General features: G+C 63.6%; 18 protein-coding genes. 4 read left to right on the top strand and 14 right to left on the bottom strand.

Annotation, left to right across the window (positions count from 1 at the left end; all coding sequences use genetic code 11):
* Positions 1 to 47 precede the first annotated feature (47 nt).
* The 3 genes from xseA (at position 48) to leuA (ending at position 4,336) form a co-directional block, all read left to right on the top strand.
* Positions 48 to 1,427, top strand: a complete 1,380-nt coding sequence (xseA, locus tag ACF8GB_RS20045) for an exodeoxyribonuclease VII large subunit (RefSeq protein ID WP_392514961.1) — start codon at positions 48 to 50, stop codon at positions 1,425 to 1,427.
* Between the two features lie 3 nt (positions 1,428 to 1,430).
* Positions 1,431 to 2,258: a M23 family metallopeptidase gene (locus ACF8GB_RS20040; RefSeq protein WP_058604462.1), complete on the top strand. Its 828-nt coding sequence runs from the start codon at positions 1,431 to 1,433 to the stop codon at positions 2,256 to 2,258.
* A gap of 404 nt (positions 2,259 to 2,662) precedes the next feature.
* Positions 2,663 to 4,336: a 2-isopropylmalate synthase gene (gene leuA, locus ACF8GB_RS20035; protein WP_392527515.1), complete on the top strand. Its 1,674-nt coding sequence runs from the start codon at positions 2,663 to 2,665 to the stop codon at positions 4,334 to 4,336.
* 194 nt (positions 4,337 to 4,530) lie between these two features.
* Here leuA and ACF8GB_RS20030 read toward each other — a convergent pair whose 3' ends face one another.
* Genes ACF8GB_RS20030 through zwf form a run of 3 tightly spaced genes read right to left on the bottom strand, consistent with a single transcriptional unit; the run spans position 4,531 to position 7,410 of the window.
* Positions 4,531 to 5,211: a bifunctional 4-hydroxy-2-oxoglutarate aldolase/2-dehydro-3-deoxy-phosphogluconate aldolase gene (locus tag ACF8GB_RS20030; RefSeq protein WP_058637547.1), complete on the bottom strand. Its 681-nt coding sequence runs from the start codon at positions 5,209 to 5,211 to the stop codon at positions 4,531 to 4,533.
* Positions 5,212 to 5,228: 17 nt separating this feature from the next.
* On the bottom strand, positions 5,229 to 5,969 hold the full coding sequence (gene pgl, locus ACF8GB_RS20025) for a 6-phosphogluconolactonase (protein WP_058637546.1): 741 nt from the start codon (positions 5,967 to 5,969) through the stop codon (positions 5,229 to 5,231).
* Complete coding sequence (zwf, locus tag ACF8GB_RS20020) at positions 5,941 to 7,410, bottom strand: glucose-6-phosphate dehydrogenase (RefSeq protein WP_392527514.1); 1,470 nt, start codon at positions 7,408 to 7,410, stop codon at positions 5,941 to 5,943. Before zwf ends, pgl begins: the two co-directional genes overlap by 29 nt.
* A 211-nt stretch (positions 7,411 to 7,621) precedes the next feature.
* Between zwf and hexR the strand changes: the two genes are divergently transcribed.
* A complete protein-coding gene (gene hexR, locus ACF8GB_RS20015) occupies positions 7,622 to 8,485 on the top strand; it encodes a DNA-binding transcriptional regulator HexR (protein WP_178091267.1) in 864 nt (287 codons plus the stop codon).
* Here hexR and ACF8GB_RS20010 read toward each other — a convergent pair.
* The 11 genes from ACF8GB_RS20010 to edd form a co-directional block, all read right to left on the bottom strand.
* On the bottom strand, positions 8,478 to 9,332 hold the full coding sequence (locus ACF8GB_RS20010; protein WP_058637544.1) for a D-hexose-6-phosphate mutarotase: 855 nt from the start codon (positions 9,330 to 9,332) through the stop codon (positions 8,478 to 8,480). The genes hexR and ACF8GB_RS20010 overlap by 8 nt on opposite strands.
* Before the next feature lie 116 nt (positions 9,333 to 9,448).
* Complete coding sequence (locus ACF8GB_RS20005; protein WP_230375235.1) at positions 9,449 to 10,741, bottom strand: carbohydrate porin; 1,293 nt, start codon at positions 10,739 to 10,741, stop codon at positions 9,449 to 9,451.
* Between the two features lie 100 nt (positions 10,742 to 10,841).
* A complete protein-coding gene (locus ACF8GB_RS20000) occupies positions 10,842 to 11,996 on the bottom strand; it encodes an ABC transporter ATP-binding protein (protein ID WP_058637543.1) in 1,155 nt (384 codons plus the stop codon).
* A gap of 3 nt (positions 11,997 to 11,999) precedes the next feature.
* Positions 12,000 to 12,845: a carbohydrate ABC transporter permease gene (locus ACF8GB_RS19995; RefSeq protein ID WP_392527513.1), complete on the bottom strand. Its 846-nt coding sequence runs from the start codon at positions 12,843 to 12,845 to the stop codon at positions 12,000 to 12,002.
* Positions 12,838 to 13,746 (bottom strand): carbohydrate ABC transporter permease, encoded by a 909-nt coding sequence (locus ACF8GB_RS19990; protein ID WP_392527512.1) that lies wholly within the window; start codon positions 13,744 to 13,746, stop codon positions 12,838 to 12,840. Before ACF8GB_RS19990 ends, ACF8GB_RS19995 begins: the two co-directional genes overlap by 8 nt.
* Before the next feature lie 219 nt (positions 13,747 to 13,965).
* Entirely contained in the window at positions 13,966 to 15,252 is a 1,287-nt protein-coding gene (locus ACF8GB_RS19985; RefSeq protein ID WP_058637541.1) for an ABC transporter substrate-binding protein, read from the bottom strand.
* 103 nt (positions 15,253 to 15,355) lie between these two features.
* The gene (locus ACF8GB_RS19980; protein ID WP_392527510.1) at positions 15,356 to 16,606 is read right to left on the bottom strand and encodes an AGE family epimerase/isomerase; all 1,251 of its coding nucleotides are present in this window, start codon (positions 16,604 to 16,606) and stop codon (positions 15,356 to 15,358) included.
* A gap of 141 nt (positions 16,607 to 16,747) precedes the next feature.
* A complete protein-coding gene (locus ACF8GB_RS19975; protein WP_058637539.1) occupies positions 16,748 to 18,202 on the bottom strand; it encodes an ATP-binding protein in 1,455 nt (484 codons plus the stop codon).
* Positions 18,183 to 18,908, bottom strand: a complete 726-nt coding sequence (gltR, locus tag ACF8GB_RS19970) for a two-component system response regulator GltR (protein WP_058604449.1) — start codon at positions 18,906 to 18,908, stop codon at positions 18,183 to 18,185. Before gltR ends, ACF8GB_RS19975 begins: the two co-directional genes overlap by 20 nt.
* Positions 18,909 to 18,979: 71 nt before the next feature.
* Positions 18,980 to 19,942, bottom strand: a complete 963-nt coding sequence (locus tag ACF8GB_RS19965; protein WP_392527509.1) for a glucokinase — start codon at positions 19,940 to 19,942, stop codon at positions 18,980 to 18,982.
* The gene (gene edd, locus ACF8GB_RS19960) at positions 19,939 to 21,765 is read right to left on the bottom strand and encodes a phosphogluconate dehydratase (RefSeq protein ID WP_196124856.1); all 1,827 of its coding nucleotides are present in this window, start codon (positions 21,763 to 21,765) and stop codon (positions 19,939 to 19,941) included. Before edd ends, ACF8GB_RS19965 begins: the two co-directional genes overlap by 4 nt.
* Between the last annotated feature and the right edge of the window lie 129 nt (positions 21,766 to 21,894).

Here is a 21,894-nt window from a genome sequence, read left to right as displayed (position 1 = left end):
CGACCGGGCACGACACCCGGCCCCCTCATCCTTTATAGTGCCTTCCCATGATCAAAGATCCTTTCGAACGCCTCGGCCTTGACCGTGATGTGCTCACCGTCAGTCAACTCAATGGCCGCGCCCGGGTGCTGCTGGAAGACGTGTTCCGCAGCGTATGGGTGGAGGGCGAGATTTCCAACCTGGCCCGGCCGGCCTCCGGCCACATGTACTTCACCCTCAAGGACAGCGGTGCCCAGGTGCGCTGCGCCCTCTTCCGGCAGAGCGCCACGCGGGTGCGCCAGGCACTGCGTGACGGCCTGGCGGTACGGGTGCGTGGCAAGGTATCCCTGTTCGAAGGCCGTGGCGACTACCAGCTGATCCTCGATTCCGTGGAGCCTGCCGGCGATGGTGCGCTGCGCCTGGCCTTCGAGGCGCTCAAGGAAAAGCTTGGCGCCGAGGGCCTGTTCAGCACCGACAGCAAGCGAGCGCTGCCTGCGCACCCCCAGCGTATCGGCATCATCACCTCCCCGACCGGGGCCGTGATCCGCGACATCATCAGTGTGTTCGCCCGCCGTGCGCCCCAGGTGGAGTTGAACCTGATCCCCACCGCCGTGCAGGGCCGCGAAGCCATCGCCCAGATCGTGCGGGCCATTCGCCTGGCCGACAGCCGCGGTTTCGACGCCTTGATACTGGCCCGCGGCGGCGGTTCACTGGAAGACCTGTGGTGCTTCAACGAGGAAGCCGTGGCGCGTGCCGTGGCCGCGTGCAAGACGCCGATCGTGAGCGCCGTGGGCCATGAAACCGACGTGTCGATCAGCGACTTCGTGGCCGACGTGCGGGCCCCGACCCCGTCTGCTGCGGCCGAGCTGCTTGCGCCCGACAACAGCGGCCTGCAGCACCGCCTGGACGGCCTGCAACGGCGCCTGACCCTGCGCATGCAGAACCGGTTGGTGCATGATCGCCTGCGCCTGGAGTCCCTGATTCGCCGCCTGCGCCATCCGGGCGAGCGCCTGCGTCAGCAGGCTCAGCGCCTGGATGACCTGGACATGCGCCTGCGCCGTGCCTTCCTGCATAACCTCAATCAACGCCGCGAGCGCCTGGTGCGCCTGGAGACGCGTCTGGCTGCGCAACATCCCGGGCGTACTCTGGCTTTGCTGGGCCAGCGCCTGGACAGCCTGGCCGAGCGACTGCCCCGGGCCATGCGTGACGTGCTCAAGGACCGGCGCCAGCGCTTCCAGGCCCAGTTGCAGACCCTGCAGATCGTCAGCCCGCTGGCGACGCTGGCGCGCGGCTACAGCATCCTGCTCGACGAACAAGGCCAGGCCATCCGCAGCGCCGAACAGACGCGCAACGGCCAGCGCCTGACTGCACGCCTGAACGAAGGCGAGCTGCAGGTGCGGGTCGAAGACAATCACCTGACTCCGGTCACGCTCTCACTTCTGGACTGACACATGCCCCGCTTGCTCGCGTCACTGCTCGCCCTCGCCTTCACCGTCCTGAGCGCCACAGCCCAGGCCAGCTACATCACGCGCACGCTGAACAAACCGGTGCCTGGCGGCGTTGCCGTGGTCGACCTGGGGCCGGCAGCCAGTGCTCCCAGCGCACGCTTCGATGGCAAGCCCGTGCTGGTGGTCAAGGAACAGGACAACTGGCTGGCCATCGTTGGCATCCCCCTGACCCAGAAGCCTGGGCAGGCGGTGGTGCAACAAGGCAGCCGAAGCCTGCCTTTCACCGTGGGGCACAAGCAGTACCCCGAACAGCGCATCACCTTGAAGAACACCCGCCAGGTCAACCCCAATCCGGCCGACCTCAAGCGCATCGATCGCGAACTGGCCGAGCAGATCAAGGCCTACCGCAGCTTCAGCCCGGCATTGCCGAGCAACCTGATCCTCGACAAGCCGGTCAACGGGCCGCTGTCGAGCAAGTTCGGCGTGCGCCGGTTCTTCAATGGCGAGGAACGCAACCCCCATGCGGGGCTGGATTTTGCCGTACCGGCGGGGACGCCGATCAAGACGCCTGCCAACGGCAAGGTGATTCTGGTGGGCGATTACTTCTTCAATGGCCGCACGGTGTTCGTTGATCACGGGCAGGGCTTTATCAGCATGTTCTGCCATATGTCCCGTATCGACGTGCAGAACGGGCAGTCGCTGCGCCGTGGTGATGTGGTCGGGCGCGTGGGCTCAACGGGGCGCGCTACCGGGCCCCACATGCACTGGAACGTCAGCTTGAACGATGCGCGTGTTGACCCGGCGATCTTCATCGGTGCCTTTCAGCCCTGAGGCAGGGTTGACACTTCGTTGAGTGACGTTTGGGCCGCCCCGCAATAAGGGCGGCGCTTGCCACAACGCAGGGCCCAGGAGGTCCTCACGCGACTGACAGACCATTGCGCCAAAGAAAAATACCGCGCAACAGAACCTAAGTATTTTACCAGTCTCAACAAGTAGATCTCGCCATATCACTTTTTTTAAGCATTCCTCTCAATTTTTTTTCAACGCTTGCCAACCCTCAGTCCACTGGTTAGGGTTGAGGCCATGAAAACCTTCAGCACCCTCATCTTGCTCCGACAACATCGCAGCCTCTGCCTGGTCAGCGCTCGACTACCAGGCTGAATCGCGTCGCCTCGCCCCTACCTCGTTACTGCTCGGCAGGCCCGATCTCGGCCGCACATAAAAGGATTGCTTCCATGACCATGCTCAAAGACCCGTCGAAGAAATACCGCGCCTTCCCTATCATCGATCTGCCTGACCGTACCTGGCCGTCCAAGACCATCACCGAGGCGCCGATCTGGTGCAGCTCGGACCTGCGTGACGGCAACCAGTCGCTGATCGAGCCGATGGATGCGCAGAAGAAGCTGCGGTTCTGGAAGACCTTGGTGCAAGTGGGCGTGAAGGAAATCGAAGCCTCCTTCCCTTCGGCCTCGCAAACCGACTTCGACTTTGTCCGCACCTTGATCGAAGACGGTCATATTCCAGAGGACACCACCATCCAGGTGCTGACCCAGGCGCGTGAAGACCTGATCGCCCGGACCTTCGAGTCCCTGCGCGGGGCCAAGAAGGCCATCGTTCACCTGTACAACGCCACCTGCCCGGCCTTCCGCCGCATCGTCTTCAACCAGGACAAGCAGGGCGTCAAGGACATCGCGGTCAATGCAGCCAAGCTGTTCGTCAAATACGCCGCACAGCAGCCCGATACGCACTGGACATTCCAGTACTCGCCCGAAACCTTCAGCGCTACCGAGATGGAATTCGCCAAGGAAGTGTGCGATGCGGTGATCGAGGTGTGGAACCCAACGCCCGAACACAAGATCATCCTCAACCTGCCGGCCACCGTCGAGGTCGCCACGCCCAACGTGTACGCCGACCAGATCGAATGGTTCTGCCGTAACATCAATCGCCGTGACAGCGTGATCATCAGCCTGCACTGCCACAACGACCGGGGAACCGGCATCGCCGCGACCGAGCTGGGCCTGATGGCCGGCGCCGACCGTGCAGAGGGCTGCCTGTTCGGCAATGGTGAGCGCACCGGCAACGTCGACCTGGTGACCCTGGCGCTGAACCTGTACACCCAGGGCATCGACCCGGGCCTGGATTTCTCCGACATAGACGGTGTGCGCAAGGTCGTCGAAGAATGCAATCAGCTGCCGGTGCACCCGCGCCACCCGTACGTAGGTGACCTGGTGCACACAGCCTTCTCCGGGTCGCACCAGGATGCCATTCGCAAGGGCCTGGCCAAGCAGCAGGAAGGCGAGTTGTGGGAAGTGCCGTACCTGCCGATCGACCCGGCCGACATCGGCCGCAGCTACGAGGCCGTGATTCGCGTCAACAGCCAGTCCGGCAAAGGCGGCATCACCTACCTGCTCGAGCAGGAATACGGCATCAGCCTGCCGCGCCGCATGCAAATCGAATTCAGCCAGGTCGTGCAGGGCGAAACCGACCGCCTGGGCCTGGAAATGACTGCCCAGCAGATCTACAGCTTGCTGCACAAGGAATACCTGCAAGCCAACGCACCGTACGCGCTGGTCAGCCATCGCCTGCAGGAAGAAAACGGTCACAGCGCCGTGGAAGTGGAAGTAGCCGGCGAAGGCGAGACCACGCTGCACTGGCGCGGCAAGGGCAATGGCGCCCTGGAAGCCTTGGTGGCCGGCCTGCCGGTTGCCGTCGAAATCATGGACTACAACGAACACGCCATCGGCGCGGGCACCAACGCCAAGGCAGCGGCCTATATTGAACTGCGTGTAGCCGGCGGGCGTCCTGTGCACGGTGTGGGCATCGATGAAAACATCACCACAGCCAGCTTCAAGGCCCTGTTCAGTGCGTTGAACCGTTCGCTGAGCCAGCAAGAGGCCAAGGCGGCCTGAGTACCGTTAGGGAGAAAGCGGCCTCTTTAGCTGATGCTGTTGACTTGAGATTGTTGGGGCCGCCTTGCGGCCCCAACGACCTAAGGGCGCGCTTACCCTTCGTATACGCGCACATAACCCGCAAACGCCAATCACCAGGCAAAAAAATGGGCGCCGACCAAGCGCCCAAAAAGCCGTAAAGCACACAACGAAATTCAGTGACCGTCCACCAGCGCCATGGCCTCGGCACTGCAGGCCTCGATGCGGGCCCAGTCGCCATTCTTGATCCAGCTGCTGTCGAGCATCCAGGTGCCCCCTACACACATCACATTGGCCAGTGCCATGTAGTTGCGCACGTTGGCCGGGTTGACGCCGCCGGTTGGGCAGAAACGGATGTCGCCGAACGGGCCAGCAAACGCTTTGATCGCCGCCACGCCTCCGCTGATTTCGGCGGGGAACAGCTTGAAACGGCGGTAACCCAGCGCGTAGCCCATCATGATTTCGGATGGGGTGCTGATACCCGGCAGCAAGGGGATCTCGCTCTCCACGCCCGCTTGCAGCACATCCTGGGTAATGCCGGGTGTGACGACGAACTGGGCGCCTGCGGCCTCGACGGCTGCGAACATGGTGCGGTCGAGCACTGTCCCGGCGCCTACGCACAGCTCGGGGCGCTGCTCACGCAGCACTTCAATGGCCTTCAGGCCATGCTGTGAACGCAGGGTCACTTCCAGCGTGCGGATGCCGCCGGCCGCCAGGGCGTCGGCCAGGGGCAGGATGTCCTGTTCGCGGGCGATGGTGATCACCGGCAGGATGCGCGCCGCTTCGCAGATGGCGTCGACCCGGGCGGCCTTGTCGGCCATCGAGAGCTTGGGCTGTGGACGTTCGAGGGTGATCATTGCTGTGGATCCTTGGCTCATGGGCACCAGTAGATGTCCAGGGGTGCGTGAAGAAAAGCGCGAATGGGCATTTCGGCGAGGTCGTCATCCGCCAGCGCGGCGCGCAGAGTAGCGAGTTTGCCTGGCCCTTGCACGGACAATGCGGTGAACCCTGCGGTGGCCAGCAGCGCTCGGGTCATGGAAAGGCGCTGATGGGGAACGGTTGGCGCCATTAGCGGTAGGCAACGGCGAGGCGTGTTCGGATCCAGGCCCTCGGCCAGGTTAGGACTGGCTGGGAACAGTGAGGCCGTGTGGCCATCGTCACCCATGCCCAGTACCAGCACGTCGATGGGCGGCAGATCGGCCAGGGCGCGGTCAGCTTCTTCGGCGGCCTCTTTCAGCGAAGGCGCCTGCTGGTACAACCCGATGAAACGCGCCTTGGCGGCCTGCCCTTTGAGCAGATGCTGAGCCAACAGACCGGCATTGCTGTCGGCGTGCTCCACCGGCACCCAGCGCTCATCGGCAAGACTGACCGTCACCTTGCTCCAGTCCAGGTCCTGCTTGGCCAGTTGCTCGAGAAAAGGCACCGGGCTGCGCCCACCGGACAGCACGACGCAGGCCTGGCCTTTATCGTCGATGGCTGCACGCAGGCGCTCACTCACATCCTTGGCCAATGTACCAGCCAACGTGCTGGCATCGGGCAGTTGATGCACCTCGGTGCTCGCCGGAAACTGCAATTCGGACAATGCTTCAGATGTCGCCATACCAGGCCCTCCCATCGCGGGTGATCAATGCAATCGAGCTCATTGGCCCCCAGCTGCCCGCAGCATAGGGCTTGGGGGCGTCGCCCGTGTTGCGCCAACCGGCAATCAGCTGGTCACACCACTTCCAGGCGTACTCGATTTCGTCCTTGCGCACGAACAGGTTCTGGTTGCCCCGCATCACTTCGAGCAGCAAGCGTTCATAGGCATCCGGAATCCGCGCGCTACGCCAGGCGTCGGAAAAATTCAGTTGCAGCGGGCCACTGCGCAGTTGCATGCCCTTGTCCAGGCCTTGCTCCTTGGTCATCACGCGCAAGGAGATACCTTCGTCCGGCTGCAGGCGAATGATCAGCTTGTTGCCCACTTGCAGACGCTGTTCCGGGGCAAAGATGTAATGCGGCGTTTCCTTGAAGTGAATGACGATCTGCGACAGCTTTTGCGGCATGCGCTTGCCGGTGCGCAAGTAGAAAGGCACACCCGACCAGCGCCAGTTGCGGATGTCGGCGCGCAGGGCGACGAAGGTCTCGGTGTCGCTCTGGCTATTGGCATTGTCTTCTTCAAGGTAACCCGGAACCGGCTTGCCATCGCTGTAGCCGGCAATGTACTGCCCGCGCACCACCCGCGTGCTCAGCCCGTCTCCGGTGATCGGGGCCAGCGCCTTGAGTACCTTGACCTTCTCGTCGCGGATGGCGTCGGCCGACAGCTCGCTCGGCGGGTCCATGGCAATCAGGCACAGCAACTGCAACAGGTGGTTCTGGATCATGTCGCGCAACTGACCGGCCTTGTCGAAGTAGCCCCAGCGACCCTCGATACCCACCTTCTCCGCCACCGTGATTTCCACGTGGGAGATGGAGTTCTGGTTCCATTGGGTTTCGAACAGGCTGTTGGCAAAGCGCAGGGCGATCAGGTTCTGCACCGTCTCCTTGCCCAGGTAGTGGTCGATGCGATAGACGCGGCTTTCGGGAAAGAATCGCGCCACGGCATCGTTGACCCGGCGTGAAGACTCAAGGTCATGACCGATCGGCTTTTCCAGCACTACACGGGTGCGCTCGCTCAGGCCCACCTTGTCGAGGTTTTCGCTGATGGCACCATACACGGCGGCGGCCGTGGCGAAATAGGCGATCAGGGGGTGCCCGTCGGGCACTTGCGCGGCCAGTGCCTGGTAGCCTTCTGGCTGCAGAAAATCCAGATGCTGGTAATCGAGCCTTGCCAGGAAGCGCTCGAGGGCCGCGGCCTCGATGTCAGCCTCGGGCACATGCTTACGCAAATGGGCCTCGATGCTGTTCAGGTGCTCCTGGGCACTGCCGACCTCCCGCGCCAGCGCCAGCAGGCGCGTCTGTGCGTGCAATAGCCCGGCGCGGTCGAGCTGGTAGAGCGCAGGGAACAGCTTGCGCAAGGCCAAGTCGCCCAGGGCGCCAAACAGGGCAAATGTGCAAGGTTCGACACTGATTGCAGCCATGATGTTGGTTCTTTCCTAAAGTTGATTTAGAAATACCGTTTTCAGTTAGGGTTTTCAAGGACAAATGTAGTAAAAACCATAACATTAGTCGGATGTATGACAGACAAGTGGTGCGCAACCGGCGCCGCCAGTACGATAGACGACCCTGTAAACAGGCCTGCTGCTCCCTCAGCCGGCTGCCTTCCCGACCCAAGGACACCCCATGGACCGCGTGAGAAACCTCCTGGAACAAATCCAGGGACGCCTCGACGAGCTGAACAAGGCCGAACGCAAAGTCGCCGAAGTCATCCTGCTCAACCCGCAACAAGCCACACGCTTCAGCATCGCGGCGCTGGCCCAGGCGGCCAAGGTCAGCGAACCGACCGTCAACCGCTTCTGCCGCTCCTTCGGCGTGAGCGGTTACCCAGAGCTGAAACTGCAACTGGCGCAGAGCCTGGCCAGCGGCGCGGCCTACGTGAGCCGCGCGGTGGAGGCCGACGACGATCCGGCGGCCTACACCCAGAAGATCTTCGCCAGCGCCATCGCCTCGCTCGACAGTGCCTGCCAGCAGCTCGACCCCCAGCAGGTCAGCCGCGCGGTCGACATGATGATCCAGGCCCGCCAGATTCATTTCTTTGGCCTGGGCGCCTCTGCACCGGTAGCGCTGGATGCCCAGCACAAGTTCTTCCGCTTCAACCTGGCCGTGTCAGCGCACGCCGACGTACTGATGCAACGCATGCTGGCGTCGGTGGCCCATACCGGCGACCTGTTCGTGATCATTTCCTACACCGGGCGTACACGCGAGCTGGTGGAAGTGGCTCGCCTGGCCAGGGAAAACGGCGCCTCGGTGCTGGGTCTGACAGCGGCCGGGTCGCCGCTGGCCAACGCCTGCAGCCTTAGCCTGCACATTCCTCTGCCCGAAGACACCGATATCTACATGCCGATGACCTCGCGCATCATCCAGCTGACCGTGCTCGATGTGCTGGCGACCGGCATGACCCTGCGCCGGGGTGTGGATTTCCAGCCACACCTGCGCAAGATCAAGGAAAGCCTCAACGCCAGTCGCTACCCCATCGAGGACGACGAACTCAGCTGAGCCGGTGCGCCTGCAGACTCAGATGCGCGCGCTGCCCCGGTGCCAGGCTCAGGCCGTCGTCGCTGCCGCTGGCGGCCTCCACACACACGAAACGCTGGCATTCGCGCCCGGTAACCCCCAGTAGCGGTCGGCTGCCGGGGTGCCACACGACCGTGTCGTCGCTGTCGCCGGTGTCGATACATAGTTGGCGCTGCCAGGCCGGATCATGCAGTTGCACACCGGGAATGCCTGAATAGACCCGCTGACAGCCGCCCTTGGGCTTGAGCGCCCCTTCCTGGCGGCATGCCTGACGGTTGAGGTGGTCGTACCCCTCGATGTCTTCAAGGCCAGACAGCGCTACCTCCGAGACGTCACTGATGCGCCAGTAGGCCAACAAGGCGTGACTCAACTGGCACGGTTCGCTGTCCTGGTGCTCGGTGCTCAGGCTCAACTCCATGCGGCTGCCGAGCCGCGCCTCCAGGTCGACCTGCCAGTCGCACAGTTCCAGGCGCCACTTGAGCACCACGCCCTGCGCGTCTTCATGGCTGTCCATCAGCTTCCAGTCCAGCAGGCGGGCCCAACCATGGGCAGGCCACAGGTCTTCGCTGGGATGGCGCCCGTACCAGGGCCAGCAGACCGGCACGCCGCCGCGAATGGCGCCCACCTGTGGCCATTGTTCGGCGCACCACAGCCAGGGCCGCTCACCTGTGGGTTGGAAATGCAGCAACTGCGCGCCCTGGCGACTGAACGCCGCCTGGCACAGGGGGTGATCGATGATCAGCACATCGCGCTGCTGGTAGCGCTCCCATTCGAACGTCGGCCGGGGCCGCCGTGCGGCGAAGAAGCGATGGAGCGGATGCTCAGGCATGGTGCAGGGCTCTTGTTGTTTGAGATAGCGCTGTCTTGGCCTGTCCACGGCAACCACTGCAGGTCAGTGGTTGCCGGGCGCCAAACGGGATTGGCGTAAATTTACAACAAATGGGCTTAGAAAGACGACTGAATCTTCAAGCCCGCCACCAGGGCATTGTCCACTTCATCCACGCCGCCGGGGCTCTTGATGTACTGAAGGTTCGGCCGCACGGTCAGCCAATTGGTGACGTGGAAACCATAGTACAGCTCGGCGTTGTACTCGGTACGCTGCAGCGGGACGAAGCCTGGGTTGTCGTAGTCGTTGATACCGCTCATGTCGTTGAGCTGGCGCGCACGCTTGCGCACATCGTCGTTGACGTGGATGCGGGCGATGCCGAAACCGATGTCGTCCTTGGGCCGGGCGTCGAAGGCACCTTTGTAGACCATGCCCACCTGCTGGTAGTTGTCCACCACGTTGGTGGCCTTGTCGTGCACCGTGAAGTTGGCGAACAGGCTCAGCCCGCGGTTGACGTCGCCTGCCTGGGCCGTGACCTGCTGTTGCGCCACCACCCACCAGCCATGCTTGCTGGAGTGAGACTTGAAGCCCGAACCACTGAGCCCCTGGGCGTTGCCGTTGACGTCCTTGTATACATCCTCGGCATCGGCGGTGCTGTAGTAGTAGCCCAGGCGGTATTCGCCCGGCAGGCCGTTGAGCTTCGGCGTCCAGACCATTTCCACCGGCAGGATCGCGCCCTTGGTGCCGCTGCCGCTCAGCTTGAAGCCATTGCCGGTTTCCAGGTTGGACGGGTTCTGCTCATAGGCACCGACTTGTACATAGAATTCGGGGGTGACGTTGTACTTGACCCGCGTTGCCCACTGGCTGACGGGCCAGTTGTACCAGATGCCACCCACCCAGTTACCTACTTGCGAGCCGCAGAACGCCAGGTTCTGGAAGTCGCAGGGGAAACTGTTGAAGTCCTCGCCCGGCCCGAAGCGGCCGAATTTCACGTCCAGCGCGCCGTCGAAATACTTCTGCTTGAACCACATCTGGGTCAGGCGCCAGGTCTGGCCACGCCCCCACACTTCTTGCACCGAACTGAACTGCCCGGCGCGTGGGTCGCTGATGCGGTCGTTGGACAGATTGCGACCGCTTCGCTCGGTAATGGCCAGTTTGAATTCGGCATCGTGCCAGCCGAAGATCTTCTGCAGGTCCAGGTGCGCGCCCAGGGCGAACTGGTCGCTGTAGCGGGCGGTCTTGTCGTGGTTATAGCCACCCTTAAGGTTGCCGGCCACTTCGCCGACATAATCGACGGTGAAGTCGTAGCCTTTTTCCAGCAGCTCGGTGCGGGTACCGCCCCAGTCACCGGTCATCCATTTCGACTCGCTGGAGAAAGCTTCGGCAGCCTGCAGGCCACTGCTGGCGGCCATCGCCAGCGGCGCAAGCAACGCCAGTGAGCCCCAGGTGGTAGTACGATTGCGCTGTTCCATTGCGTTGCGTCCTCTTTTTCTTATTGATGGTGTAGACGGTTCAACGGCCACCGAGGGCGGCCATGTTGTCCTTGACGGTGGTGGCGATACGGTTTGCCTGCAGGCGCTCGCCGCTCTGGGCATCGAACAGCAGCACCCGTGCCGGGTCCAATTGCAGGGCCAGGGTGTCGCCCACCTGGCAGGCCACGTCAGGGGCCAGTCGGCAGCACACTTTGGTCTGGTTGAGGGTCACGAACACCAGCATGTCCGGACCAGTGGGCTCGGTGACCTGTACCTGCGCGCGAATGCTTGGCCCGCCGCTGCCGCCTCCCGCGCCCAGGGCAATCTGCTCGGGTCGAATGCCCAGGACGATTTCGCGCCCTTCCAGGCCCAGGTCGGCGCCGGGCAGGGGCAGCTCGCAGCGTGCCTGGCCACTGTCGAGCACGGCATGCAGCTGACCGCCCTGGGCCACTAGCCGCGCCGGCACGAAGTTCATGGGCGGCGAGCCAATGAAGCTTGCGACGAACTGGTTGGCCGGGTCGTTGTAGATCTGCTGTGGCGTACCGAACTGCTGGATGATGCCGTCTTTCATGACCGCCACCTTGTCACCCAGGGTCATGGCCTCGATCTGGTCATGGGTGACGTAGACAGTGGTGGTTTTCAGGCGCTGGTGCATCAGTTTCATTTCGGTCCGCATCTCGACCCGCAGTTTGGCGTCGAGGTTGGACAAGGGTTCATCGAACAGGTAGATCTTCGGCCGGCGCGCGAGCGCCCTGCCCATGGCCACGCGCTGCTGCTGACCGCCAGACAGCTGCGCCGGCTTGCGCGCCAGCAGGTGCTCGATCTGCAGCAGCTTGGCCACCCGCGCCACCTCCTCGTCGATGGCGGCCTGGGGCATCTTGCGGATTTTCAGGCCAAATTCGATGTTCTCGCGCACGGTCATGGTCGGGTACAGCGCATAGGACTGGAACACCATGGCGATGTCACGGTCCTTGGGGCTCATGCCGCTGACGTCCTGCTGGTCGATCAGAATAGCGCCGCCGGTGATCTGCTCGAGGCCGGCGATGCAGTTCATCAATGTCGACTTGCCGCAGCCCGAAGGGCCGACCAGGATCAGGAACTCACCGTCCTTGATCGACAGCTGGATGTCCTTGAGGGTATCCGGCAGCCCGGCACCGTAGGTTTTGTTCACGTTGCGAAGTTCGAGCGTTGCCATGAGTTACCCCTTTACCGCGCCGGCCGTGAGCCCGCGCACGAAATATTTGCCTGCCACTACGTACACCAGCAGGGTCGGCAGGCCAGCGATCATCGCAGCGGCCATGTCGACGTTGTATTCCTTGGCCCCGGTGCTGGTATTGACCAGGTTGTTCAAGGCCACCGTGATCGGTTGCGAGTCGCCACTGGAGAACACCACGCCAAATAGGAAGTCGTTCCAGATCTGGGTGAACTGCCAGATCAGGCAGACCATGATGATCGGCGTGGACATCGGCAGGATGATGCGCCGGAAGATGGTGAAGAACCCTGCCCCGTCAAGCCGTGCAGCCTTGACCAGGGCATCGGGGATGCTGACGTAGAAGTTGCGAAAGAAAAGTGTGGTGAAGGCCAGGCCGTAGACCACATGCACCAGCACAAGGCCAGTGGTGGTACTGGCCAGCCCCAGCTTGCCCAGGGTGAACGAGGCCGGCAGCAGCACCGTCTGGAACGGCAGGAAGCAGCCGAACAACAGCAGACCGAAGAACAGCTGCGAGCCACGAAAGCGCCACATCGACAGCACGTAGCCATTGAGCGCGCCAATGGCCGTGGAAATCAGCACCGCAGGCACGGTGATCAGAATCGAGTTCCAGAAGTAGCCGCTGACGGTGCCCCAGGCCTTGACCCAGCCAATGGCGGTGATCGTTGTCGGCCAGCTGAGCAGGTTGCCGGTACTGATGTCCTCGGGGGTCTTGAAGCTGGTCAGCAGCATGACCACCAGTGGCACCAGGTACAGCACCACGGCGATCAGCAGCACGGCATGAATGGCAAGCCGGCTGGGGCTGAACGCGGGTTTGTCGACAGGGCTATGCATGGCGTTTGCTCCGCAGCTCCGAATACAGGTAAGGCACCAGGATGGCCAGGATCGCCCCCAGCATGAGGATGGCACTGGCCGAGCCCATGCCCATTTGCCCTCGGCTGAAGGTAAAGGCATACATGAACATCGCCGGCAGGTCGGACGAGTAGCCAGGCCCGCCTGCCGTCATCGCGGCGACCAGGTCGAAGCTCTTGATGGCAATGTGCGAAAGGATCATCACCGAGCTGAAGAACACCGGGCGCAAGCTGGGCAGCACCACGCGCGAGTAGATGCGCGGCAGGCTGGCACCGTCGATCTGGGCGGCGCGGATGATCGATGGATCGACGCCCCGCAGGCCGGCGAGGAACATCGCCATGATGAACCCCGATGCTTGCCACACCGCCGCGATCACCAGGCAGTACACCACCCGGTCCGGGTCCAGCAGCCAGTCCAGGCGAAAGCCCTCCCAGCCCCAGTCACGCAGCAGTTTGTCCAGCCCCATGCCTGGGTTGAGCAGCCACTTCCAGGCCGTGCCGGTCACGATCATCGACAGGGCCATGGGATACAGATAGATGGTGCGGATGAACCCCTCGCGACGAATGCGCTGGTCCAGCAGCACCGCCAGCAACACGCCGATCGCCAGGCTGATGGTGATGAACAGCCCGCCGAACACCAGCAGGTTCTTGCTCGCCACCCACCAGCGGTCGTTGTCGAACAAACGCATGTACTGCGCCAGCCCCGCCCATTTGTAGGTGGGCAGGAACGTGGACGTGGTGAAGGACAGCACGAAGGTCCAGAGGATGTAGCCGTAGAAGCCCACCAGCACGATGAACATGCTCGGCGCCAGCACCAGCTTGGGCAGCCAGCGCTGTAGCGCATCCATGGGAGAGGCCCGCAGACGGGCGGTGGTAGTGGTCATGGTTCACCTCGAAGGCGCTGCTGCGCATGGCGCGGCAGCGACTGTCTAGCTCAGGTTTGAAGGTCGCCTCGGGCGCTGCGTGGTGCCGTGTCGGTGGCAGCGGGAGAGTGACGCAGCCGCCGTTTGGAGGGCCCCGCAGCCTGCTTTTCACGTCGGGCCCGATGGCGCAGCGCCCTGTCAGGCACGCCCGGCACCGGGCCGCATTAGCCCGCCCGTGGGCTATTTGGCTGCTCGGATGGCGGCTGCCAGCTTCTTCGCAGCGTCAGCCGGATCGGCCTTGGGGTCATTGATGTAGTTGGTCACCACATCAAAGAATGCGCCCTGCACGGCCAGCGTCGTGGCCATGTTGTGCGCCATGCTCGGTTGCAGCCCGCCGGTCTTGGCGTCGGCGAGGAAGTCCTTGGCCGAGGTCTGGGCACACGCATCGAACCCATACTTGCCCATGTCGGCGAGCATGTCGTTGCGCACCGGGATCGAGCCCTTGTTGGTGCTGAACACCTTCTGGAACTCCTCACCCAGCACCTTGCGGGCGATGTCCTGCTGGCCGGCAGCAGTGCCCTCATTGCTCTGCTTGAACACCACCAGCGAATCGATGTTGTACAGGAAGGCCTTCTCGGTGCCGGGGAACGGCACGCACTGGTAGTCCTTGCCGGCGGTTTTCTTGGCCAAAGTCCATTCGCTCTTGGCCCAGTCGCCCATGATCTGCATGCCGGCCTTGCCGTTGATGACCTTGGCAGCTTCCAGGTTCCAGTCCTGGCCTTTGCCATCAGGGTCCATGTACGTGGCGACCCGCTTGAGTTCGGTCAGGGCCCTGATCATGTCGGGGCCGGTCAGGGCGTCGTTGTCCAGGTCGACCAGGGCTTTCTTGTAACCGTCGACACCCATCACCGACAGCACGACGCTTTCAAAGACCGTGCTGTCCTGCCACGGCTGGCCACCGTGGGCGAGCGGGATGATGCCTGCGGCCTTGAGCTTGTCGGCAGCGGCATAGAACTCATCGAGGGTGGCGGGCGCCTTGTCGATCCCGGCCTTCTTGAAGGCTTCCGGGTTGATCCACAGCCAGTTGGTACGGTGGATGTTGACGGGAACGGCTACATAGTCGCCGTCGTACTTCACGGTGTCGGCGACTTTCTTATCCAGCAGTGCGTCCCACTTTTCCTGCTTGGCCACCTCCTTGAGCACGTCGCTGTCGAGCAGGCCGGTCGCGGCCCAGTCCTGGATATCGGGGCCTTTGATCTGTGCGACGCCTGGCGGATTGCCAGCCACCGCTCGGCTTTTGAGCACGGTCATGGCGGTAGCGCCGCCACCGCCGGCCACGGCCCCGTCCTTCCAGGTGAAACCGTCTTTCTCGACCTGGGCCTTGAGCACATCGACGGCCGCTTTTTCACCACCGGACGTCCACCAGTGCACCACTTCGACGGTGCCCTTGGCATCGGCAGCGTGCGCAGTCAGGGGGAACAGGGAAGCCAGGGAGATCGCGGCAGCGAGACGAAGGTAGGAAGTCATTTCTACACCTTATTGTTGTTATGCCGTGCAAGTCGTGCGCTTGCGTTGCATGGAGTCTAAACAGCGTGCGCGCACCGCCAGGTAACGAAGCGATGCGCGAATGTCATCGTTTGGTTACATTCAAGGCCACACCGGTCGCCAGGCTGCGTGCCAAGGGCAGGCCGGGTAGCACCAGGGCCTGGTAGGCATGGTACAGGTCGGGCTTGCCGGGCCAGATCGTGCCGGCTGGACGGTTGTCGACATCGAGTTCGTGGTGCCAGCTGCCGCCTGCAAGGTCGATGAAATGCTCGGATATGAAGTCCCAGCAGCGCCGGTACCACTGCTCGAAGCGCGCCTGCCCCGTGCGCTGCAACAGGGCCGCTGCGCATGCGCAGGCTTCAGCGTGAACCCAGTGCAGCCGCGCGCGAACCCGCGGCCGGTCATCCCAGCCAAGGGTGTAGACGAGGCCAGGCTGGCCATCAACGCCCCACGCCTGTTCGCAGGCGGTGTCGAACAGGGTGCGGGCACTGTCGACCAGCCAGGGCGGGGGCGCGTGCCCGCAGCGGGCCAGGCTGGCCTCCAGGTGAAGCAAAAGCCTCGCCCACTCGAAGGCATGCCCTGGCGTCGTGCCATAGGGGCGAAAGTGGTCGGCCGGGTGTGCTTGGTTGTAATCCTTGAGCGGCTGCCAGGCGACGTCGAAGTGTTCCACCACTCGATAGCCGTTGGCAGCGGCGTGGGTATGGATGATGCGCTCGGCAATGCGCAGGGCGCGTTGCAGCCACACAGGGTTGCCGGTTACATCGGCCAGGGCCAGGAACGCCTCGGTCGCGTGCATGTTGCTGTTGGCGCCGCGGTAGGGCTCAGGCGTTTGCCAGGCGCGATCATAGGCTTCACGAAGCGCACTTTCCCCTTCGCTCCAGAAATGCCGCTCGATGACGTCGATGGCGTCGGTCAGCAATGCCTCGGCGCCCTCGACGTCCGCCACGACGGCGGAGCTGGCCGCCAAGGCGACGAAAGCATGCAGATACGCTGCCTTGCCGCTTCCCTCGCAGCCGCCCGCCTGGGCAAACCAGCCGCCGTAGCGCGCATCCCTCAAGGGGCCGCGCAGGGCAGTCACACCGTGGGCAGCCAGCCCCAGACAGCCCGGTATGCCCTGAAGGTGAGCCAGGGCGAAACAGTGGGTCATCCGGGCAGTGGTCAGGGTCTGGGCGCTTGCATCATCGGCAAGCCTGCCTGCCGCATCCAGGTCACCAAACCCTTCTGCCAGCTTTGCAGCCCTGGCGAAGGCCAGTAACCGCTGCCCCTCGGCCAGGCGCCATGCAGTGTGCCCAGGCGCTTGGAGCCAGGACACCTGTGAAGAAAGATCATTGTTCATCGCCAGCGAGGTCCTTGCCAGTCGTGTGGCGATTCTAGCCAGCCAGGCCACGGGGGATGTCACGAACGCGGGTATGATTGTCACGTGCCTGTGACGTTCGACCATCTGCGCGCAGTTGCACGTTCAACGCGTGCAGGTGCGTCAATCCACGCCCCGTGGCAGGTACAAGGTCACCCGCAAGCCGCCTTCGCGCAGGTTGAGCAGGCTGACCTCGCCGCCGTGGCTGTGGGCGATATTGCGGGCAATGCCCAACCCCAGCCCGTAGCCTTGCTGATGACCAGCCAGCCGCACATGGGGCTCGAACACCTGCTCCATCTGCTGTTGCGGCACCCCCGGCCCTTGATCATCGACCTGCAGCACGAAGCCTGCCGCACCGTCGATGATGCGCAGCCGCGCCCGCTCGCCGTACTTGATGGCGTTGTCGATCAGGTTGCCGATGCAGCGCCGCAATGCCAGCGGCTTGCCGGGATACGGCGCCAGGGCATGCCCTTCGAGGGTGATTCGACCGTCTCGCAGGTACGGCTCAGCCAGCAGTTCGAGGACCTGATTGAGGTCCACCGGCTCGATGTTCTCGTGAATGTCGGTGTCCTTCACGCATTGCAGCGCGCCCTTTACCAGCAGCTCCAGTTCGTCCAGGTCCTGGCTGAACTTGGCTTGCAGGTGTTCGTCTTCAAGCAGCTCGACACGCAGGCGAAGCCGGGTGATGGGCGTGCGCAGATCATGGGAGATGGCGCTGAACAGTTGGCTACGCTCGGTGAGGTAACGGCTGATGCGTTCGCGCATGCTGTTGAAGGCCCGGCCCACCTCCACCACCTCGCTGCCGCCGCCTTCGGCCACTGGCGCTACATCGGCGCCCAGTGACAGCTCGCGCGCTGCACGGGCCAGGCGCTTGAGCGGCCAGCTTTGCCAATGCACCAGCAGCCCGATGAACAGCAACAACAACGCCGTGGTCAGGACGATGAAGCCGATCTGCTGACGCGGCAGACGCTCGGCTTCCAGGCTGGTGTAGGGCTCGGGCAACAACGAGGCGATGTACAGCCATTCGCCTTCGGCCAGACGAATCTGGGTGACCAGCACCGGCGGGTTGAGCGGTTCGAGGGTGAGTGAGTAATGCGCCCATGACCTTGGCAACTCGTCGAGCTTGAGCCCACTGTTGAAGATGCGCAGTTCATCGGGGTCGACGAATTCGACGGAGATGTCCATCTGCGGCCCGAGACGCTCATGCAGCACCTGCTGGAACACCTCCACCACGGCCTGCTTGCGCGGCGTGACAGGCAGTACCTGCATATCCAACGGCTTGGCGTTCAGCGAAACAAAAAACCGCGTGCCCCCCATGCTGCGCAACTGGTCGAGCACCATCGGCCGGTAAGCCACGGGCAGTGAACGAAAGTAACTGACGCTGGCGCTCATGGAGTGGGCCAGGCTGCTGGCACTGGCACGCAGCCCTTGCAACTGGCTGGCGCGCAGCTGGGCCACCCAGATGATGCTCGACAATCCTTGCGCCAGCAGAACCACCAGCAAGGTCAGCAGCAGCATGCGCCCCAGCAGCGAGCGTGGCAGCAGGCGCCAGCGCCGCTCAGGGTGCAGTGCAGACATGGGTCGCCAGCAGGTAGCCGCTGCCGCGCACGGTGCGGATCAGCCGGGGTGGCTTTTCGGTGTCGCGCAAGCGCTGGCGCAGACGGCTGACGGCCATGTCCACGATGCGGTCCAGTGGCATCGGCTCTCGCCCTCGGGTGGCGTTGCCGATGGTATCGCGGTCGAGAATCTGCTGGGGGTGGTCCAAGAATAGCTTGAGCAGCGCAAAGTCCGCACCCGAAAGAATCACCTCCTCTCCATCGCGGTGGAACAGGCGATGGCTGACCGTGTCGAGCCGCCAGTCGTCGAATGCCAGCACCGCCCCGCCCGGCGCTGCCTGCCCGAACTCGGCGCGGCGTAGCAAGGCTTTGATGCGGGCCTGCAGCTCGCGCGGGCTGAACGGCTTGCCCAGGTAGTCATCGGCGCCAAGCTCAAGCCCGATGACCCGATCGGTCTCGTCCGAGCTTGCCGTCAACATGATGATGGGTACCCTCGCCTGGCGCGGGTGCTGGCGTACCCAGCGGCACAGGCTGAAACCGTCCTCGTCCGGCAGCATGACGTCCAGGATCACCAGGTCACACGCTGTGGTGTCAAGGGCATGACGAAACCCGGCACCATCGGCCTGGGCATTGACCTGAAAGCCCGAACGGCTGAGGTAGGTTTGCAACAATTCGCGAATTTCCTGATCGTCGTCAACCATCAGGATGGATTTGCCGGCAGTGCTCAAGGGTATGTCCTTTTGTGCTGGCGGGTCTTGTTGCCCGCTGACCTGTGTCGCCTTGCAGGGTGCCCAGGCGGTTAACCTTGATCCAGGGCTTGCTGCAAGGCCACACCAGCGCCCAGCAGCCCGGAAAACTCGGCCGTCACCAGCCACACGGGCACGCCTTCGAAGTAACCGCTCATGCAGCCTTTGTCGCCGAAGCTGGCGGTGAAACCGCTGCGCAGGAACAGCTCGGCAAAACGCGGGATCACGCCGCCGACGATATATACCCCACCGCGCGCGCCCAGGGTAAGCACGTTGTTGCCCGCCACCCGCCCCAGGAACCGGCAGAACTGCTCGATAACCGCTCGCGCCCGCGGCTCGCCGCCCAGGGCTGCATCGGTGATCTGCGCCGGTGAGGTGTGCCGCGGGGTCTCGCCATCCAGGGCGCAGATGGCCTGATACAGGCGCACCAGCCCGCCGCCGCTGAGCACCGTCTCGGCACTGACATGGCCGATCTGGCCATGGATGTACTGATGGATCGCCGCCTCCCGGGCATTGCCCACGGGCAGATCGACGTGCCCGCCCTCGCCTGGCAAGGCATGCCAGTGCTTGCCCCCCAGGCGCAACAGCGAGCCGACACCCAGGCCTGTACCCGGGCCGATGACCAGCGCCGGGCGCAGCGGATCGGCCTGCCCTGGGCATACTTCCCGAAACTCACCTTCGCGCAGGCGGGTCATGCCAAGGGCCATTGCGGTGAAGTCATTGATCAGCAACAGGTGCACGATCTGTAACCGCTGGCAAAAGGCGGTCCGGCTCAGGCGCCAGTGGTTGTTGGTGAAGCGAAACTCATCGCCATCGACCGGGCCGGCTACGGCCAGGCAAGCGGCGGCTATACCACCACGGGGGATGGCCAGGGCTTCTAGATACGCCTCGATGGCCTGTTCGGGGCTTGTGTAGTCCTCGGTGGCGAAAACCTTCACCTCGTGCAGCTGGTTGTCACGCCATAACGCAAAACGGGCATTGGTGCCGCCGATGTCGCCAACCAGCAGGTCATTCATTTCAGGTTCTCCAGGGCAGAGGTAAAGGCGCTGGCGCCCTGCTCTGCCGGGCTGAACGCCATGCGCATGAAACCGAACAGCTCGCGCCCGCAACCCAGGTCATTGCCCTGGGGCGCGGTCGCCAGGTCACGCTGGGCCAGCTCGTCGGCCGGTACCATCACCCGCAACGTACCTTCAGCGCCATCGACCCGCACGATATCACCATCGCGCAGCCGTGCCAGCGGGCCGCCATCATAGGCTTCGGGGCACACATGAATGGCGGCGGGTATCTTGCCCGATGCACCGGACATGCGCCCATCGGTCACCAGGGCTACCTTGTAACCGCGATCCTGCAACACGCCAAGGAATGGGGTGAGTTTGTGCAGTTCAGGCATGCCGTTGCAGCGCGGGCCCTGGAAGCGCACCACCGCGACGAAGTCCCGCTCCAGCTCGCCTGCCTTAAAGGCATCGGCCAATGACTGCTGATCGTGGAAGATGCGCGCCGGCGCCTCGACCACACGGTGCTCCGGTGCCACGGCGGAGACTTTCATCACGCCACGCCCCAGGTTGCCTTCCATCACCCGCAATCCACCTTCGGCGGAGAATGGCCGCGCCACGGGCCGCAGGATGCTTTCGTCCAGGCTCTGCTGCGGCCCTTCGCGCCAGACCAGCTTGCCGTCCTCCAGGAACGGCTCCTGGGTATAACGACGCAGGCCGCGGCCGGCGACGGTGTTGACGTCCTCGTGCAGCAAGCCGGCATCGAGCAGCTCGCGGATCAGGAAGGCCATGCCGCCGGCGGCCTGGAAGTGGTTGATGTCGGCCTTGCCGTTGGGGTAGACGTGGGACAGGGTCGGCACCACGTCGGACAGATCGGCCATGTCCTGCCAGGTCAGTTGGATACCGGCGGCCTGGGCGATGGCCGGAATGTGCAGGGTATGGTTGGTGGAGCCGCCTGTGGCATGCAGGGCCACGATCGAGTTGACCAGCGCCTTCTCGTCGACGATCTCGCCCAGGGGCATGAAGGTGCCGCTGGCCTTCGTCATGCGCGTGACCTGTTGTGCAGCCTCGGCGGTCAGTGCGTCGCGCAGCGGCGTGTAGGGGTTGACGAAGGAGGCACCCGGCAGGTGCAGCCCCATCACTTCCATCACCAGCTGGTTGGTGTTGGCCGTGCCGTAGAAGGTGCAGGTGCCAGGGCCGTGGTAGGACTGCATTTCCGATTCCAGCAGTTCCTCCCGGCTGGCCTTGCCTTCGGCATAACGCTGGCGCACATCGGCTTTCTGCTTGTTGGAAATACCCGAGACCATCGGCCCGCCCGGTACGAACACCGTGGGCAAGTGGCCAAAGCGCAAGGCTCCCATCATCAGGCCTGGCACGATCTTGTCGCAAATGCCCAGCATCAGGGCCGCATCGAACATGTTGTGGGACAACGCCACGGCAGTGGACATGGCGATCACTTCACGGCTGGCAATTGCCAGTTCCATGCCCGGCTCGCCCTGGGTGACGCCATCGCACATGGCCGGCACACCGCCGGCGAACTGGCCCACCGAGCCAACTTCGCGCAGGGCATGCTTGATCTGTTCGGGAAAATGCAGGTAGGGCTGATGGGCCGACAGCATGTCGTTGTAGGCCGAGACGATGGCCACGTTGGCCGCGTTCATCAGGCGCAGGGTCTGTTTGTCCTCGCTGCCGCAACCGGCCACGCCATGGGCGAAGTTGGCGCATTGCAGGCTGGCACGCATCGGGCCCTCGCTGGCGGCCCCGCGGATCAGCTGCAGGTAGCGTTCGCGGGTGGCGCGACTACGCTCGACCAGCCGTTGGGTGACCTCAAGGATGCGCGGGTGCATGTACTGGACTCCAGGCTAATTGTAAGGGCGGTTTACCAAGTGACCGCGCCCTGCCGATTGCCGCCTAGGCTCAAAGGGACAGGCGCGCACTGCTTCGGAAGGCTCACGATCGAACCGCTCGTTGTAGGT

Origin of the sequence: Pseudomonas sp. xss_4 (assembly GCF_043104125.1) — a bacterium.
Taxonomy (GTDB): domain Bacteria; phylum Pseudomonadota; class Gammaproteobacteria; order Pseudomonadales; family Pseudomonadaceae; genus Aquipseudomonas; species Aquipseudomonas parafulva_B.
This window is presented reverse-complemented; position numbering and strand designations above follow the sequence as displayed.

Coding starts and splice junctions, on each gene's coding strand:
- ACF8GB_RS20030 (WP_058637547.1), bottom strand. CDS start 5,211: ATGATCACCCTCGAACGTCCACAGCCCAAGCTCTCGATGGCCGACAAG.
- ACF8GB_RS19985 (WP_058637541.1), bottom strand. CDS start 15,252: ATGACTTCCTACCTTCGTCTCGCTGCCGCGATCTCCCTGGCTTCCCTG.
- zwf (WP_392527514.1), bottom strand. CDS start 7,410: ATGGCTGCAATCAGTGTCGAACCTTGCACATTTGCCCTGTTTGGCGCC.
- ACF8GB_RS20010 (WP_058637544.1), bottom strand. CDS start 9,332: ATGCCTGAGCATCCGCTCCATCGCTTCTTCGCCGCACGGCGGCCCCGG.
- ACF8GB_RS19990 (WP_392527512.1), bottom strand. CDS start 13,746: ATGACCACTACCACCGCCCGTCTGCGGGCCTCTCCCATGGATGCGCTA.
- ACF8GB_RS19975 (WP_058637539.1), bottom strand. CDS start 18,202: ATGTCTGCACTGCACCCTGAGCGGCGCTGGCGCCTGCTGCCACGCTCG.
- ACF8GB_RS20005 (WP_230375235.1), bottom strand. CDS start 10,741: ATGGCCGCCAGCAGTGGCCTGCAGGCTGCCGAAGCTTTCTCCAGCGAG.
- xseA (WP_392514961.1), top strand. CDS start 48: ATGATCAAAGATCCTTTCGAACGCCTCGGCCTTGACCGTGATGTGCTC.
- leuA (WP_392527515.1), top strand. CDS start 2,663: ATGACCATGCTCAAAGACCCGTCGAAGAAATACCGCGCCTTCCCTATC.
- ACF8GB_RS20040 (WP_058604462.1), top strand. CDS start 1,431: ATGCCCCGCTTGCTCGCGTCACTGCTCGCCCTCGCCTTCACCGTCCTG.
- ACF8GB_RS19980 (WP_392527510.1), bottom strand. CDS start 16,606: ATGAACAATGATCTTTCTTCACAGGTGTCCTGGCTCCAAGCGCCTGGG.
- pgl (WP_058637546.1), bottom strand. CDS start 5,969: ATGGGAGGGCCTGGTATGGCGACATCTGAAGCATTGTCCGAATTGCAG.
- ACF8GB_RS20000 (WP_058637543.1), bottom strand. CDS start 11,996: ATGGCAACGCTCGAACTTCGCAACGTGAACAAAACCTACGGTGCCGGG.
- ACF8GB_RS19965 (WP_392527509.1), bottom strand. CDS start 19,942: ATGAATGACCTGCTGGTTGGCGACATCGGCGGCACCAATGCCCGTTTT.
- ACF8GB_RS19995 (WP_392527513.1), bottom strand. CDS start 12,845: ATGCATAGCCCTGTCGACAAACCCGCGTTCAGCCCCAGCCGGCTTGCC.
- edd (WP_196124856.1), bottom strand. CDS start 21,765: ATGCACCCGCGCATCCTTGAGGTCACCCAACGGCTGGTCGAGCGTAGT.